General features: G+C 56.3%; 13 protein-coding genes. 5 read left to right on the forward strand and 8 right to left on the reverse strand.

The features are described from left to right. Window positions 1–38 precede the first annotated feature (38 nt). Entirely contained in the window at window positions 39–803 is a 765-nt protein-coding gene (locus tag M989_RS19765; RefSeq protein ID WP_064548133.1) for an SDR family NAD(P)-dependent oxidoreductase, read from the reverse strand. Window positions 804–982: 179 nt separating this feature from the next. Here M989_RS19765 and M989_RS19770 point away from each other — a divergent pair, with 179 nt between their 5' ends. After that, a complete protein-coding gene (locus tag M989_RS19770) occupies window positions 983–2,299 on the forward strand; it encodes an aspartate aminotransferase family protein (protein WP_416374526.1) in 1,317 nt (438 codons plus the stop codon). A 60-nt stretch (window positions 2,300–2,359) separates the two neighbouring features. On the opposite strand, the gene M989_RS26395 is transcribed toward M989_RS19770, so the two are convergent. The 6 genes from M989_RS26395 to M989_RS19795 form a co-directional block, all read right to left on the reverse strand. Further along, window positions 2,360–2,722 carry an AbgT family transporter gene (locus tag M989_RS26395; RefSeq protein ID WP_280686398.1) on the reverse strand — a complete coding sequence of 121 codons (363 nt, stop codon included), beginning with the start codon at window positions 2,720–2,722 and terminating at the stop codon, window positions 2,360–2,362. Continuing rightward, window positions 2,697–3,920: an AbgT family transporter gene (locus M989_RS19775; protein ID WP_280686400.1), complete on the reverse strand. Its 1,224-nt coding sequence runs from the start codon at window positions 3,918–3,920 to the stop codon at window positions 2,697–2,699. The genes M989_RS26395 and M989_RS19775 overlap by 26 nt, the downstream gene beginning before the upstream one ends. Before the next feature lie 252 nt (window positions 3,921–4,172). Further along, entirely contained in the window at window positions 4,173–5,684 is a 1,512-nt protein-coding gene (locus M989_RS19780) for an FGGY family carbohydrate kinase (RefSeq protein WP_064548137.1), read from the reverse strand. 7 nt (window positions 5,685–5,691) lie between these two features. Beyond that, complete coding sequence (locus M989_RS19785) at window positions 5,692–7,110, reverse strand: L-fucose/L-arabinose isomerase family protein (RefSeq protein ID WP_064548139.1); 1,419 nt, start codon at window positions 7,108–7,110, stop codon at window positions 5,692–5,694. Between the two features lie 31 nt (window positions 7,111–7,141). Continuing rightward, window positions 7,142–8,095, reverse strand: a complete 954-nt coding sequence (locus M989_RS19790; RefSeq protein WP_064548141.1) for a transketolase family protein — start codon at window positions 8,093–8,095, stop codon at window positions 7,142–7,144. After that, entirely contained in the window at window positions 8,088–8,918 is an 831-nt protein-coding gene (locus tag M989_RS19795; protein ID WP_064548143.1) for a transketolase, read from the reverse strand. The genes M989_RS19790 and M989_RS19795 overlap by 8 nt, the downstream gene beginning before the upstream one ends. Window positions 8,919–9,231: 313 nt before the next feature. Between M989_RS19795 and M989_RS19800 the strand changes: the two genes are divergently transcribed. From M989_RS19800 to M989_RS19815, 4 genes are all read left to right on the forward strand, one after another. After that, window positions 9,232–10,182 carry a sugar-binding transcriptional regulator gene (locus tag M989_RS19800; RefSeq protein WP_064548148.1) on the forward strand — a complete coding sequence of 317 codons (951 nt, stop codon included), beginning with the start codon at window positions 9,232–9,234 and terminating at the stop codon, window positions 10,180–10,182. 168 nt (window positions 10,183–10,350) lie between these two features. Then, a complete protein-coding gene (locus tag M989_RS19805) occupies window positions 10,351–11,736 on the forward strand; it encodes an MFS transporter (protein WP_064548150.1) in 1,386 nt (461 codons plus the stop codon). Next, window positions 11,717–13,060 (forward strand): glycoside hydrolase family 140 protein, encoded by a 1,344-nt coding sequence (locus tag M989_RS19810; RefSeq protein WP_064548152.1) that lies wholly within the window; start codon window positions 11,717–11,719, stop codon window positions 13,058–13,060. Before M989_RS19805 ends, M989_RS19810 begins: the two co-directional genes overlap by 20 nt. 64 nt (window positions 13,061–13,124) lie before the next feature. Then, window positions 13,125–14,141, forward strand: coding sequence for a hypothetical protein (locus M989_RS19815; RefSeq protein WP_064548154.1), 1,017 nt, complete (start codon window positions 13,125–13,127; stop codon window positions 14,139–14,141). Window positions 14,142–14,227: 86 nt separating this feature from the next. On the opposite strand, the gene M989_RS19820 is transcribed toward M989_RS19815, so the two are convergent. Continuing rightward, the gene (locus M989_RS19820) at window positions 14,228–15,511 is read right to left on the reverse strand and encodes a glycoside hydrolase family 140 protein (protein WP_064548156.1); all 1,284 of its coding nucleotides are present in this window, start codon (window positions 15,509–15,511) and stop codon (window positions 14,228–14,230) included. Window positions 15,512–15,531 lie beyond the last annotated feature (20 nt).

Below are 15,531 nucleotides of genomic sequence, written 5' to 3' on the forward strand. Positions count from 1 at the left end.
TGGGGAGAGGGTTAGGGTGAGGGGGAGCGTGCACCGTGCTAATCCCGGTCAATCGCGAACGGCTGCCAGGCCTGACGCACCGGCATCACCTCCACGCGGTTAATATTCATATGATCCGGCAGCGTCGCGATATAAAACATCTGTTCAGCGATATCCAGCGCTGACAGCGGCGTGGTGCCGCGATACAGCGCGTCGGATGCCGCCTGGTCGCCTTTGGTGCGCACCAGCGTAAACTCCGTCTCGGCAATACCCGGTGCCAGGTCGGTGACGCGCACGCCGGTGCCTAACAGGTCACAGCGCAGGTTATAGCTGAACTGCTTCACAAACGCCTTGCTGGCGCCATACACATGGCTGCCCGGATACGGCCACTGCCCGGCAATCGAACCAATGTTGATAATGCTTGCGCCTGCGCCGTGGCGAACCAGCGTGGGCAGCAGCGCGTGGGTCACGTTGACCAGCCCGGTGACATTGGTATCTATCATGGTGTGCCAGTCCACGAGATCCACCTTCTGCGCGGGCTGCGGCGACAGCGCCAGACCGGCATTGTTGATGAGCGTGGTGACGTCGGCAAATTCGAGCGGTAATGCGGCGACGGCTGACGCCACCGCCGCGCTATCCCGCACGTCCAGTTCGATAACATGCACCGGCACCCGCGATGCCAGGTCGTTTTGTAGCGCCTGTAACCGCGCCAGCCGGCGGCCGCTCAATACCAGCGCCCAGCCCGCCCGCGCAAACACGTGCGCTGCCGCTTGCCCAAAGCCGGAGGTCGCCCCGGTAATAAACACCACGTTACGTTGTTGCATTGTGCTCTCCTGTGCAGGTTGTTCAGGTCACTATAAAAACCCTTACGCGCCCTGCCGAGGGACAGTCGCGGCGCGGCGATGTGACACGTTGTCACAGCCGTCGGTCTACACTGGCTCTATCACTTTTTTTTCTGTCGACGACATGATGAATCAACGCCAACGCTATGCGAGGAACGACGATGACAGAGTTAAACAATCAGGCCGTCCGCCAACTGGACAGAGAGTATGTTTTTCATTCCTGGTCAATGCAGGGCAACCTCAACCCGCTGGTGATTGCCGGGGCGAAAGGCTGTGAGCTGTGGGATTACGACGGCAAAACCTATCTGGATTTCAGCAGCCAGCTGGTAAACGTTAACCTGGGCTATCAGCACCCCCGCGTGCTGGCGGCGATGAAGGAGCAACTGGAGACGCTGGTGACTATTGCGCCTGCAACCGCCAACCTGGCGCGCGGCGAGGCGGCAAAGCGTATTATTGGCCTCGCGCCGGAAGGGTTTAGCAAAGTGTTCTTTACCAACGCCGGGGCCGACGCTAACGAGAACGCCATCCGCATGGCGCGCATGTACACCGGTCGCGACAAAGTGCTGTCAGCCTACCGCTCCTATCACGGCAATACCGGCAGCGCGATTGCCGCTACCGGCGACTGGCGTCGCGTGCCGAACGAATATTCGCGCGGCCACGTTCACTTCTTTAACCCGTATCTGTACCGCAGCGAATTTAACGCCACCACTGAGCAGGAAGAGTGCCGTCGCGCGCTGGCCCATCTGCGGCGGATGATCGAGTGCGAAGGCCCATCCTCTATCGCGGCCATTTTGCTGGAGTCGATTCCGGGCACGGCGGGCATTCTGGTGCCGCCGGAAGGCTATATGAAAGGTGTCCGCGCGCTGGCGGACGAGTTCAACATCATCCTGATTCTTGATGAAGTGATGGCGGGATTTGGCCGCACCGGCAGCTGGTTTGCCTTCGAGCAGGATGGCATCGTGCCGGATCTGATCACTTTTGCCAAAGGGGTGAACGCCGGATACGTACCAGCAGGCGGGGTGATCATCAGCGATCGGATCGCCCACTACTTTGACGATCGCTTCTTTGCCGGTGGCTTGACCTACTCCGGCCACCCGCTGGCGATGGCGGCGATCGTTGCGACGCTGGACGCGATGAAAGACGAAGGGATTGTGGAAAACGCGGCGCTGATCGGCAACGGTGTGCTGCGCCAGGGGCTGGAAGCACTGGCGGAGCGTTCGCCGCTGGTGGGTGACGTTCGCGGTCGTGGTGTCTTCCAGGCGCTGGAACTGGTCAGCGATCGCGTGAAGAAAACGCCGCTGGCGGCGGGGAATATGGCGGAGATTAAGGGCGCGTTAACCGAAGCGGGGCTGCTGAGTTTTGTGGTGGAGAACCGTATTCACGTGGTGCCGCCGTGTACCATCAACGCTGAACAGGTGAAGAAAGGACTCGGGATTTTACAGGACGTGCTGGGCCGTTTTGCCCATTTAGCGGTGTAGATCTTGTGGCGTGGGTTCCCTCCCCCCATTGGGGAGAGGGAACTGCGTTGAAGCTGAACCTTAGCTCGGACTCCAGGTATACGGCGCTGCAATACCCAACGGCAGACCAAGCCCCCACCACAGCAGTAACAGCGCGCTCCAGGCGATGAAGAAGGCGATGGAGTAAGGCATCATCATCGAGACCAGCGTACCTACGCCTGCACCTTTCACGTAGCGCTGGCAATAGATCACAATCAGCGGGAAGAAGACCATCAGCGGAGTAATGATGTTGGTGCAGGAGTCACCGATACGGAACGCCGCCTGAGTCAGCTCCGGCGAAATCCCTACCGCCATCAGCATCGGGACCATAATCGGCGACAGCAGCGCCCATTTTGCCGACGCTGAACCAATCAACAGGTTAACCACCGCCGTCAGAACAATCATCCCGATGATGGTTGCCTGCCCCGGCAGCGCAAGTACTTTTAAGCCGTCCGCGCCCACCAGCCACCAGCGTGCCGATGTTGGAGTCGCTGAATGCTTTGATGAACATGGCGCAGAAGAAGGCCATCACCATGTATGAGCCCATTTTGCTCATCGAGTCATTCATCGCGCCAATGACGTCTTTGCCGGTTTTAAAGGTGCTGGAGGCAAAGCCGTATACGATGCCCGGCAGGATAAAGATCAGGAAAATCAGCGGCACGATAGATTTCATAATCGGCGCGCTATACGAGGTCAGCGAGCCGTCGCTCCCGCGCAGCATTGAGCCTTCCGGCCAGGCGGCGGCAGCCAGTGCGGCAAGGCCCAGCAGCATCACCAGCGACGCGCGGTTAAAGGCGCGGCTTTCCTGCGGCGTGACGTTGGACATATCTTCATCGTGCTTAAAGTCGCCGTCGATGGTCATTTTGCTAACGCGTGGTTCGACGATACGCTCGGTGACCCACCAGCCAACCAGCGTGATCACGATAGAAGAGGCGATGCCAAAGATCAGGTTACACAGGGTATTGACGGTGTAGGTACTGTCGAGCAGTTGGGCTGCGGCCTGAGTAAACCCTTGCAGCAGCGCGTCGTTACCGGTTGGTACCATGTTGGCGGCGAAACCGCCGGAAACGCCGGAGAACGCGGCGGCAATCCCCACCAGCGGGTGGCGTCCGGCGGACATAAAGATAATTGCCCCCAGCGGGATTACCAGCACATAGCCCGCATCCGCCGCCACGTGGCTGAACATGGCGACGAAAATCAGCATTGGCGTCAGCAGTTTTTTCGGCGTCACGCGTAGCATCTTTTTCAGCGCCACGTTGATAAAGCCGGAGCTTTCCGCCACGCCCACGCCGAGCATGGCGACCAGCACAATCCCCAGCGGCGCGAAGCCGGTGAAGGTGGTGACCATATTGGCCAGCGTGTTGGTCAGCGCCTCGGCGGAGAGCAGGTTGTTGACCTTGACGGCTTCCTGGGTCATCGGGTTGATGACGTCAAACGTCATCATCGACAGCACTGCCGACAGGCCCATGACCGCCAGTAAAAAGTAGAAAAAGATCAGCGCCGGTTCCGGCAGACGGTTGCCTGCTTTTTCAATGGCATTGAGAAAGCCGCTCATCAGCCGGCTCTCGCTCACTTCTTTCCGTGTCCGTGTTTGCGTATTCATTGGATTCCTTAATTCCCAGCAATTGTTTCATTGCTTATATAAATGTATCAAAGAAATAATAGGGGTAATTGCGCGAGGAAACTATATTTTTGTAGGGATTGAAACTGATATGTGACGGATTTATTGATTTTTTATCTTAATAGAAAGGGGAAATCTGGTTGTTGATTCGTTATTTTCGATTTCCGGTCATATTTATGACTGGTGGAAGGGAGAAGGAGGTGAAGGGGATGCTTCACCTCCTGGACGGTCGAGTCAGAGGGGGGCGGTCTGTAAACGGGTTAGTTCAACCGCAGACTGCCACTCGTGCCAACGTTTTTGCAAACGGCCGTGACGCGCCATATCGGGCTGGAAGCTCACATGCTCCGGTAAGAACTGGCGCAGTTCGGCGGTAGGCAGGCCGCGTTGCGCTTTACGCGCCAGCAGGGCAGCCCCCATGGCGGAAAGCTCGGTCACATCGCTGCGCATGACCGGGCAACCGAGCAGGTCGGCCTGGTACTGCATCAGCCAGTCGTTACGGGTTGGGCCGCCGTCAACCATTAGCGCCGTTAAGGCAAAATCATCGTGCTGGCGCATGGTCATGACCACGTCCGCAATCTGATAGGTGATTGACTCCAGCGCCGCTCTGACCAGGTGCGCGCGCTTCACGCCTCGACTCAGGCCGCGAATCATCCCGCGCGCATTTTCATCCCACCATGGCGCGCCCAGCCCGGTAAGCGCAGGCACGAAATAGACGCCCAGCGTGGAGTCTACGGAAGCGGGGAGCTGGCTTAGCTGTTGCGCCAGCTCAGAGGGCGGCAGCAGGTCTAAACCGGTGCTTTCCACCATCCACGCCACCGCATCACCGGTGTGCGGAATATTGCCTTCCAGCCCGTATACCAGCCGTTCGCCGTCATGCCAGGCAACGGTAGTGGCGAGCGCATCCACGCCAGACTGCGCTGAATTTACCGGCGCCATCACCGACGAGCCTGTTCCGTAGGTGGCCTTCACGCAGCCCGCGCTGCCTAATCCATGGGCAAAGAGGGCGGCGTGAGAATCGCCGATCATTGCCATTACCGGAATGCCGTCGGGAATGCCTGCGCATTTATGGGTGTAGCCAAATAGACCGCTGGAAGGGCGAATTTCCGGCAACGCCTGGCGCGGGATGCCAAATAACGCCAGCATCTCGTCGTCCCAATTGGCGGTATGCAGGTTAAAGAGCTGGGTGCGGGCGGCATTGGAATAGTCACAGCAAAAAGCGTCGCCGCCGGTCAGATTCCACAGCAGCCAGCTATCGACGGTGCCCAGACAGATCTCGCCGCTCTCTGCCAGCCCGACGCCGTTAGGCACGGACTCCAGCAGCCAGCGCATTTTGGAGGCAGAGAAAAGCGGCGCGATCGGGAGACCGGTTACAGCTTTGATCTGCGCCTCTTTTCCCTGTTGCCGGAGAGACTGGCAGAACCCGGCGGTGCGTGAACACTGCCAGGTAATGGCGGCACCCAACGGCCGACCGTTATTGCGGTACCAGCCCACCGCGGTCTCGCGCTGGTTGCTGATCGCCAGCGCCGCCACGTTGTCCGCGCCTACCGTCTCGATAACCTCTGCAATAACCGCCAGCGATGCGCTTACCAGCAGTTCCGCCGGCTGTTCTACCCAACCCTCGCGCGGCGTGTTGATGCTCAGCGCGCGGGAGCGGGATACCAGCACTTTGCCGCTGGCGTCCAGCGCCACGGCCTTGGCATTGGTTGTCCCTTCATCGAGGGCAATAATTACCTCTTTACTGGCCACGGTCGCCTCACTGATGCAGGTAGGTGTTAACCCCAAGATAGCGCGTGAAGGCTTCGTGCAGCACCGCCGCGCTGGCGGAGTGGTTCATCGCCACGTGATGTTCAAAGCCGTTGCGGCAGATCCACGACAGCAGGTTTTCCAGCTGCGGAACGTGAATCACCGCGCGGCAGCCGACGGTATCCAGCGGATCGTCCACCGAGCGGCCCTCGCCGACGTAGGCTTTGATTTCACCGGTCAGATCGTCAGTACTTAAGCGGAAATAGGTCAGCTCGCCGCTCTTCATGCGCCCGTGCACCGCGCCGCAGGTGTTCTCTTTACCGACGGTGGTGCCGATGATATCGGCGGTGCCCATATGCGGTGACTCCAGGCTGGCGGAGGCAAAGTTGCCGCAGTGGAACAGCACGCATTTATCGCGATCTTCGCCGAAGTTGTTGTTCCAGTCGGCGATAGAGGCGGGGCTGAGATTGCTGCTAGCCAGCGCATACATAGAAAGCGCGCCCATCACATCCACTTCGCAGGCGCTGGGCATCAGTTGCCCAGACATCACGCTCATAATGGAACAGACGTTAATGCCGAGGTTTTCCTGTAATGAGGTCCAGCACTGAATTGCCGTGGTATCGATATCATTGGCGATGACCCATTCGCTGATGACCACAAACAGCTTGGCCATGGTCACCAGTTTATCGGCTGGGATGCGGCTGGCATCGGCGTTGTCGAGCAGCAGACGACGTTTTTCATCAACGCGGATATCGTCATCGCGCAGCTGCTTAATGCGGGTAAAGACTTCGGAGAGATCGAGGGTTTCGACGGCAATACCCAGCCTTTCCAGCAGCTTTTCGCTGTAGCGCACGGTGTTAAAGCCCGCCGGACGCGCGCCGATCGCCCCAACGCGTACGCCGCGCATGCTGCTAACGACGCGGCAGACCTGCGCAAATCGCTGTAGGTCTTTGGCGAAAATGTCGCCGCTCAGCGCACAGACGTGCTGGGTGGTCAGGGTAAACGGAATGCCGTACTGGCGCAGGTTGTTGCACAGGGAGATTTTGCCGCAGAAGCTGTCGCGGCGCGTCGCCAGCCCCATTTTATCGAGGTTATCTTCTTCCGCCTGCACCAGTACCGGCACGTTGAGGCCGGAGAGGCGCAGGGTTTCGGCGACCGCTTTTTCATCGCCAAAGTTAGGCAGGAGTACCACGACACCGTGGATATCATCACGGTGGGCGCGGAACAGGTCGGCGCAAATCTTGGCATCCTGGCGCGTTTCGACGCCGCCCAGCTCGGTCTGGCTGTCATCCAGCATAATGGTGTTAATGCCCAGGCGAGCAAACAGCGCGGTGGCCTGCTCGCGGGCTTCGGCGACCAGGTAGCTGGGGAAAAATCCGCGGTTGCCAATAATGACACCCATCGTCAGCGTTTGTGGAATTCGGGACATCGCTAATTCTCCAGTAAGATATTCTTTGTTGTTATTGTTTGGCGTGTGTCTGGTACAGGGCGACGGCATGTTTGACGACGCCCGCCGTATCAATTTCATGGTAAGCGCGCGTTGCCGCACGGTCGCCGGCAAGGGCATATTTGCCATCGGCAATCCCCAGCCGACGCAGCGGAATGGCGCAGCCTGCTTCCGCCAGCACTTCCGCCACCAGACTACCGACGCCGCCGTTAATATTGTGTTCTTCAACGCTGACCACCGCCCGGTGCGGCTTCAGGAGTGAGAGGAGCTGCGCCGTATCACAGGGACGAATAGAAGGTACACTGATAACCGTCGCCTCAATACCTCTTTGCGCCAGCTCGGCGGCAGCGCTCACGATTTCATGCACCGTCGACCCCATCGCCACCAGCGCCACATCCTTACCCTGGCGCAGCACGTCAATTTTCCCCGGCGTAAACTGATAGCCTTCGTCATGCAGTTCCGGCAGCGCTTTACCGTCGAGGCGGATATAGACCGGCCCGACGTGGTCCAGCGCGTAGTCGATAATCTGTCGGCACTCTTGCGGGCTGGATGGCGCGTAAATCTCAATGTTGCCAAAGCCGCGCAGCACGGCGATATCGTCGATACTGTGGTGCGTACTGGCCAGCGGGCCATAGCTGGCACCGGAGTTCAGGCCAAACAGTTTAACGTTGGTGTTGTTGTAGCAAATATCGACCTTAATCTGCTCGTTGGCGCGGGAAATCAGAAACGGTGCGGCGTTACAGGTGACGGCGATTTTGCCGCCCAGCGCCAGACCCGCCGCGGCGCCAACCAGCGTCTGTTCGGCAATGCCGACGTTAACCAGTCGCCCGGGAAATTTCTGCATAAACGGGGCAATTTTGGCGGTGGAGGTGGAATCGGCCACTACCGGTACCAGGTCAACGCCACGATCGACGGCATCGATAAAGGCATTTACCATGACGGTAGCCAGGTGTTCGCTATTACTCATCTTTCAGTTCCTCCAGCGCCAGTTCAATTTCTTCACCTTTTGGTACCCGGTGGTGCCACTCAGATCGTCCCTGGATAAACGAGACGCCCGCGCCTTTAGTGGTTTTCGCTATCACCACATGCGGTTTTCCGTGCGGCTGCAGCCCTTCCAGAGTGGCGACAACATCAGCCATATCGTTGCCGTTGCATTCGGTCACCTCCATCCCGAAGGCGCGCCACTTTTCGTCCAGCGGGTCGGTGTTCAGGATCTCTTTCGTCGGCCCAGCTAGCTGAAGGCTATTTTTATCGTTGATGATAAAAAGATTATCCAGCTGGTAGTGGGCGGCAACCAGCGCCGCCTCCCAGTTGCTGCCTTCCGCCAGCTCGCCGTCGCCGGTGACCACAAATACCCGGCGTTTGCTGTTATCGCGTTTAGCCGCCAGCGCAATACCCACGGCAACGGGCAGGCCGTGACCTAGCGCGCCGGTATTGAGTTCGATCCCCGGCGTTTTGTGACGTACCGGGTGGCCCGGAAGGTGCGAGTCGGCGTGTTGGTAGGTAGAAAGCCAGGCTTCTGGAATAAACCCGGCTTCTGCCAGAACGCAGTAATAGCCGCCAACCGCATGCCCCTTAGACTGAATGTAGATATCCCTGTCATCGCTGTCCTTCCGTTCCGGCGAGCAGTTCAGGATGCGAAAATAGAGGGCGGTGAGCAGCTCAACCTGAGACAGATCGGCCCCGGTGTGCCCGCCCGCCGGGCTTTCGGCATTCAGCACGATAATGCGACGGCGAATGGCCCGGGCTTTCTTCTCTAACGCTTCTATGGAGAGCGAAAACGGATTCATAGCATACCTCTTGAATGTTAATTCTGATTTGAATAAAAATTCAGCCGGGGCGAAAAAAAGGGGCAATATGCCTGTCATTGCCAGATAGCCGCCAGATAAGGCATTTTTATCGACCTGAATATATATTCACTACTGATTTATTATTCATGATTGTAAGGTAGGCTCTGAAATGGGGTTTGTCCACGACTTCTGTCAGCCGTTTTCTGTAAAAAGAGAAAACGATCACATTTGAGATCTGAGCGGAATGCAGGGCGCGCTTGTTATCTATTCAGCTATGAATAAAAATAACAGGCAGGGAATTAAGGGGAATGCCATGTCTAAGCAGGATGAACAGCGGTTGCTGGTGAAGATCGCCACGCTTTACTATAGCGAAAATAAAAAACAGTCTGAGATAGCGTCGTTGCTGCATCTGTCGCAATCTTTTGTCTCCCGCGCCCTGACGCGCTGCCAGAAAGAGGGGCTGGTGAAAATCACCGTCGTGCAGCCGACCAATATTTTTGTCGAGCTGGAGAAAGCGATTGAACAGCGCTACGGTATCCGTCAGGCCATCGTCGTTGACGTCGGTGAAAACGCCAGCAGTTCGCAAATTAAGCATGCCATCGGCAGCGCGGCGGCACACTATGTGGAAACTCGCCTGCGCCCGGAAGACCTGGTGGGGATCTCCTCCTGGAGCAGTACCATTCGCTGTATGGTCGATGAAATGCACCCGCAGAACATCCGCGCCGCAGGGGTAATTCAACTGCTGGGCGGGGTCGGGCCGAACGGCAACGTACAGGCGACCATTCTGACCCAGCAGCTGGCGGCGCATCTTGGCTGTCCGGCGTGGCTGCTGCCATCGCAGAGTATTGAACACTCGGTCGAAGAGCGCGCGCGGTTGGTGAACAGCCCGGACGTTGAAGCGGTGGTGAATAAATTTGCCGAAGTGGACGTGGCGATCGTTGGCATTGGCGACCTGGAACCGTCGCAGCTGCTGAAAAACTCCGGCAACTACTACAACGAAGAAATGCTCGAACTGCTGGCCGAACGCGGCGCGGTAGGGGACATCTGTCTGCACTACTACGACGCCGAGGGCAAACCGGTGCTCAGTCATGAGGAAGACCCGGTTATCGGCATGGAGCTTGATCAAACCCGCGCTTGTCCGCACGTTGTTGCGCTGGCGGGAGGCGTGGAGAAAAGCAATGCGATTCGCGGCGCGCTGCGCGGGGAATATATCGATGTGTTGATTACGGATTATCCAACCGCACGCTCTTTGATCAAAGAGTGATTCTATTTCATTGAAATATAGATATTAATTTTTAAACACCTTTTTCGCGAGGTGTTTATTTATTGACTAAGTTCACAAAAGAAACTAAATGAGCTTAACTTTGTTTCCATGGTTTACTAAGTTAGCGATCGCTGAATCCTACAGTGACAAACCGGATGGTGAACAACAATGAAAACACTCGCCACAACGCCAATACGCTTTCGTGAAAAGTTCTGCTACGGGCTTGGAGATACATCGGCCAATATCTTTATGGGTATGACGATGATGTTTCTCTCCATCTATTACACCGACGTTTTTAAACTCAACCCAGCGGCCATGGGGACGCTGTTTTTAATTACCCGCCTGATTGATGCCATCAGCGACCCGGTTATCGGCTCGCTATCCGATCGTACCCGCTCGCGGCTGGGTCGCTATCGCCCCTGGTTACTGTGGTTCGCGCTGCCTTACGGCTTGAGCTGCGCTGCCGTGTTCTTCTCGCCGGATCTCGGTGAAGTGGGGCGCACGCTGTACGCCTATGTGACCTATATCATTCTGGTGCTGACCTTCAGTCTGGTGGTGGTGCCCTACGTCTCGTTGCTGGGGGCAATTTCAGCTGATAGCGAGGAGCGTATCCAGATTAACGCCATTCGTTTCCCGCTGGCGAAAGTCTCCTATCTTATCTGCTCTTTGCTGGTGCCGACGCTAATTGCGCTGTTCGACAATGACGTGCTGGGCTATCGCGTGGTGATGTGCGGTATCGGGTTGTTGTCTACCGTGTTGGTGCTGCTGTGCTATTTCAACACCACCGAGCGAGTGTTATCGGATGCGGATCAGACGCTCAGCCTGAAGGCGCAGGTGCAGTTTGTTTTTAAAAACGACCAGGCGATGGTTGTGTTTGCCGCCCAACTGGTGGTGATGATTATGAATACCCTGAAGTTCGGCGCGGCCGCGTATTTCGTGAAATATGTACTCAATATGCCGGGATCGTTCCTCAGCCTGCTGTTAACCGCAGGATCTGTTGCCGGTATCGTCGCGCCGCTGCTGACCGGCTACTGGCTAAAAAAAGGCTGGATTAAACGTATCCCGCTACTGGTGATAAGCCAGGTCGTCGGCGGCCTGATCACGCTAATCATCGGCCTGACCCCGACCAGCGCCGTCTATTTCCACGCGGCGCTGTTCGTGCTGGCGACGCTGGCAGTTGAGCTTATCGCCGTGATCCTGTGGGCGACGGTGGCCGACGTGGCTGATTACGGTTTCCACCGCTACGGCGTGCGTATTAACGGCATGATAGGTGGCGGGATGCTGTTTGCCACCAAGGCCGGTATGGCTATCGGCGGCGCGATTATTGGCTACGTGCTGGCGTGGTATGGCTACAATCCCGACACCATGACCAGCGCCACGTCGCATCAACTTTCCGCTTTTACCCTTTTGTACGCCTGGCTACCTGCCGCCTGTATGTTTATCGCCGCGTTTATCTTCTCGCGCTACAGACTGGATGAAAAAACGTGCCAGGCCTTTGTTCAGGACACCCCATCTTTATCATCAGGAGTTGGTAATGAAAAAACTGCGCATTAATGGCCGAAGCTTCTACGACGAGGACAATCAGCCCTTTTTCTATACGGCCTGTACCGCATGGGAGCTGTTCCATAAATTGACGCTGTCAGAAGCGGAACGCTACTTACGCAATCGCGCGGAGAAGGGCTTTAACGTGGTGCAGGCGGTCGCGGTCTGCGAACTGGACGGGCTGCATACGCCTACCTATGAAGGCAGGCATCTGCCTTTTCATGACCTGTTGACGCTGGAGCCAAACGAGGCCTATTTTGACCATATCCGTTTGGTTACCGAACGGGCGAACCAGTTAGGCATCGTGATTGCGCTGGTGCCGATGTGGGGCTCCCACTGGAGCGTCAACAATAGCTGGGGGCAGGACCGAAAGCCGCTGTTTAATCGACATAATATTGCTGCATTTTGCCGCTATCTGAGCGACAAAATGCAGGGTACGGGCCTGTTGTGGATGATTGGCGGCGATCGCGCCATCGTCGGTGAAGATCAGCGCCAACTGCTGGAGGAAATGGCGAAAGGACTACGGGCGGGCGGCAGCGGTGATGCGCCGATCACTGTCCACACCCAGGGAGGACGTAGTACCCTTGATATGCTGGGCGAGCGGTCGTGGCACGACTTTGTGGTTTGGCAAACCGGCCATATGGGGCAGGCGTACCCTTCGTGGCGGCCGATTGAGATGGACTACCAGCGTCAGGATAAACCGGTCCTCGACAGCGAGCCTTGCTACGAGGCGCATCCGGTGATGTGTCAGCATCAGTTTAAGCGCTCGCAGGATGCCAGCCGTTTTACCGACCGCGAGATCCGGCGTACCAGCTACTGGTCGGTATTTGCCGGCGGCTCGGGGATCACCTACGGTTGCTATAGCCTGTGGCAAATGCGTCGTCCGGAAGATGACGCTATCGCGATTCCCGAAAGCGCCGCCAGCACCTATCGGGGGGATACGATCCCCTACTGGTTCGAGGTGCTCAATTATCCGGGGGCGTTTAATATCGGCCAACTGCGTCGCTTTATTGAATCGCTGCCCGAGTGGTGGCAGCGTGTACCGGACCAGACGCTTTTGCTCGGTGACAATCCGAGCGACCGCCGTCACTGCCGCGCGATGCGCGATGCGCAACATCGCTGGATTGCGGTCTATATTCCAGAACAGCAAAACGTGGTGGTGGACGTTAGCGCCTTTGCCGACACTGGGTTTGAGATAAGCTGGTTTGACCCGCGTTACGGCATTCTGAACCGAGTGAGCGAGGATATTTCGGAAACCTTTTTCCTGAGCATCGACCCGCCGGATACCGGCAGCGATTGGGTGCTGCTGCTACGACGTAAAGAGAAGGGCAGGTAATATGCGGCCAGGATGTTATGATACCGGCGCCAGGACGTTCAATAGTGCACCGGGGCCTAACATCATGGATTATAAAAAGCAGATCCTCAATATTCTGCACAGTGAAAACGAGTCGCGGGCGGAGATGACCCGTCGACTCGGCGTTACCAAAGCCTATATCACCAAACTGACCTCTCAGCTGTTAGCCGACCGGCTCATCGAAGAGCGAGAGGTGAAGGATGTCACTTTTGGTCGTCCCCAACAGATGCTGGCGGTGAAAACCCACACCTGGTTTAGCATCAACATCATGCTGCGCAAAGGCAATTTGCAAGCCACGCTAAACGACTACAACACGCAGCAGCCGGTACTGGCGAGCTATGATTGCGCTCTGGCCGAGCTGATGACGCCACAGGCGCTGGTGAAAATAGTGGTCGATTGCGCCAAAACGCTTTGCGAATCGGCGCAGGTTTTGCTGTCGCGCGTCAAAGTGATCAGCATTGCCTTGCAGGGCGGGATTGAACATTTCACCGGCATTGTCCGCTATTGCCCGCTGTTCAACGAAAATAACGTCAATCTTAAACGCGAAGTTGAGGATGCCATCGGCATCGCGGCGCAGATTTTTAACATCGCCCATTGCACCAGCCATATGCTGGCAAAACTGTCGCCGGGCATGTCCTGGGTGGCATTTATGCCGGGGTTTGGCAGCCTGGGATACGGCTACTGCATGAATGGCGAAACCGGGTTAGGCGAGAACGGCTTCTACCCGGAGATTGTCCATTTGCCTTATGAGGGCGGTATTGAGCAAGCGTTCAACGTCGAGGAGGGCAATAAACCCGCCACGCTGTTATCGACGGCCAAAGCGCTGTATTTCGCGATTTGCTGTACTGCGCCTATCCACAACATTAAAAACGTGATTGTGACCGGCGAACTGTTTGAAGATTATGGCGATGAGATACTGCCGCTGACGCAGGGGATGCTGAACGACAGCCCGGACAGGCACATTAGCGAAATCCGCATTCGCCACTATAAAACGGGCTACTACTACGGGGTGAAGGGGCTGGTGCAGCTCAGCTCCGACGGGATCACTGAGCTGCTGGTGTAACTTACACCCGCCGTAGGCGCAGCGCTATCCATGGTTTGCCCGGTAATTCCAGGCGGTCGCCGCGCCGTGACTGCAACGCACTGTCGCTACAATGTGAAACTGCCATCATGCAGAATGTAAAGGCAGTCACCGGTGAACGACGTCATCGGAATAACGACGTTGTTGTCTTTTCTTGCTAGAGGGAAGCTGATGGTTTTTTGGCTTTCCAGTTCTACAATAGTCGCTTGTTTTAACGACGACTCGGATTCCAGGGTAAGTTGAATATTATAGGGCACGTAGATCAGAAGATGATCGCCATGGCGCGCAGCGCGTATTGGCTCTGGGCTGTTTCGTAGGCCAGCGTAGGGCTGCAGATTCCAGAGTTGGTGGCGCGTAATCAGATTTTTCAGCCAGGCATAATCATTGGCTCCGGGAAAATCGAGCGCTTCATCCCAATAGTAAGGCGGTAAAAAGCCTTCTCCCATCGTCGTGCCATAGACGGAATCACGAGTATGCCAGCTCCATAGACCATGCGCGCCATAGGTGATTCCCGCGCTAGCGCCCGATAGCACGCTCTGCCAGGCTGCTTTTCTGACTGCAGTTCTATCGAAACGACCATACTGCCCGCGGCTATAACCCATCATTTCGTAGCAGGGTTCTGAGTTGATAATCGGTTTTTCTGGATACTCATTGAAGAAGGTTTGGGCCAGGGTATAGGCCATTTCAGGATGCTGCGCGTTGTGTCCAGACTGATAAAACCAAAAATCAATCTTGTCGCTCTCTTTCAACCTTGTCGGGATTTCAGACAATCGGCCGCGAATATGCAGCGTCGTCAGTGATTGCGGGGAAAGCCTTTTGATCGTATCGAGGGCAATGGTGTAGTAGTCGATAATATCGTCTGACTCAAATCCGGTATCGCCGCTAATAATATAGAGAGGCGATACCATGGAGAACCATTGATGGACCAGAGCAACGTAGCGATGAATATCATTCTTACGCAGCATCACTGTACGCTGTAGCTTGTCGGCCCAACTGCCGGGAACATACGAACACCAGACCAGCACTAATGCGACTTCAAAACCTCTATTATGCGCCTCCATCAGCATTTGGCGGGCATTATCGAAATAGCCATGATTTGGTTGGCTAATGTCATAATAACCCTGTTCATCAATGGGGAATGGGTGAGGCGTATGTGTTTTTTTGCTTCGATCCCACTGCGGCAACACATTTATTTGCAGGGTGTTAAAACCCTGCTTTTTTCGGTGCTCAAGATAGGTAATCCAGTCAGGCATTGATGCGTTGGTAAACACGCTCCATACGGTATCGGCAAGGAAAAAAAAGTGCTCGCCGTCTTTCAAAAAATGCCTTTTATCAGTACATATAGCCAACATAATAACCACCTAAAATATAA

Source organism: Kluyvera georgiana ATCC 51603, from assembly GCF_001654985.1.
Classification (GTDB): Bacteria; Pseudomonadota; Gammaproteobacteria; order Enterobacterales; family Enterobacteriaceae; genus Kluyvera; species Kluyvera georgiana.

Bases quoted from the DNA above. Each gene is read 5' to 3' on its own strand.
- M989_RS19765 (WP_064548133.1), bottom strand. From the start codon at position 803: ATGCAACAACGTAACGTGGTGTTTATTACCGGGGCGACCTCCGGCTTT.
- M989_RS19770 (WP_416374526.1), top strand. From the start codon at position 983: ATGACAGAGTTAAACAATCAGGCCGTCCGCCAACTGGACAGAGAGTAT.
- M989_RS26395 (WP_280686398.1), bottom strand. From the start codon at position 2,722: ATGATTGTTCTGACGGCGGTGGTTAACCTGTTGATTGGTTCAGCGTCG.
- M989_RS19775 (WP_280686400.1), bottom strand. From the start codon at position 3,920: ATGAATACGCAAACACGGACACGGAAAGAAGTGAGCGAGAGCCGGCTG.
- M989_RS19785 (WP_064548139.1), bottom strand. From the start codon at position 7,110: ATGTCCCGAATTCCACAAACGCTGACGATGGGTGTCATTATTGGCAAC.
- M989_RS19790 (WP_064548141.1), bottom strand. From the start codon at position 8,095: ATGAGTAATAGCGAACACCTGGCTACCGTCATGGTAAATGCCTTTATC.
- M989_RS19795 (WP_064548143.1), bottom strand. From the start codon at position 8,918: ATGAATCCGTTTTCGCTCTCCATAGAAGCGTTAGAGAAGAAAGCCCGG.
- M989_RS19800 (WP_064548148.1), top strand. From the start codon at position 9,232: ATGTCTAAGCAGGATGAACAGCGGTTGCTGGTGAAGATCGCCACGCTT.
- M989_RS19805 (WP_064548150.1), top strand. From the start codon at position 10,351: ATGAAAACACTCGCCACAACGCCAATACGCTTTCGTGAAAAGTTCTGC.
- M989_RS19810 (WP_064548152.1), top strand. From the start codon at position 11,717: ATGAAAAAACTGCGCATTAATGGCCGAAGCTTCTACGACGAGGACAAT.
- M989_RS19815 (WP_064548154.1), top strand. From the start codon at position 13,125: ATGGATTATAAAAAGCAGATCCTCAATATTCTGCACAGTGAAAACGAG.
- M989_RS19820 (WP_064548156.1), bottom strand. From the start codon at position 15,511: ATGTTGGCTATATGTACTGATAAAAGGCATTTTTTGAAAGACGGCGAG.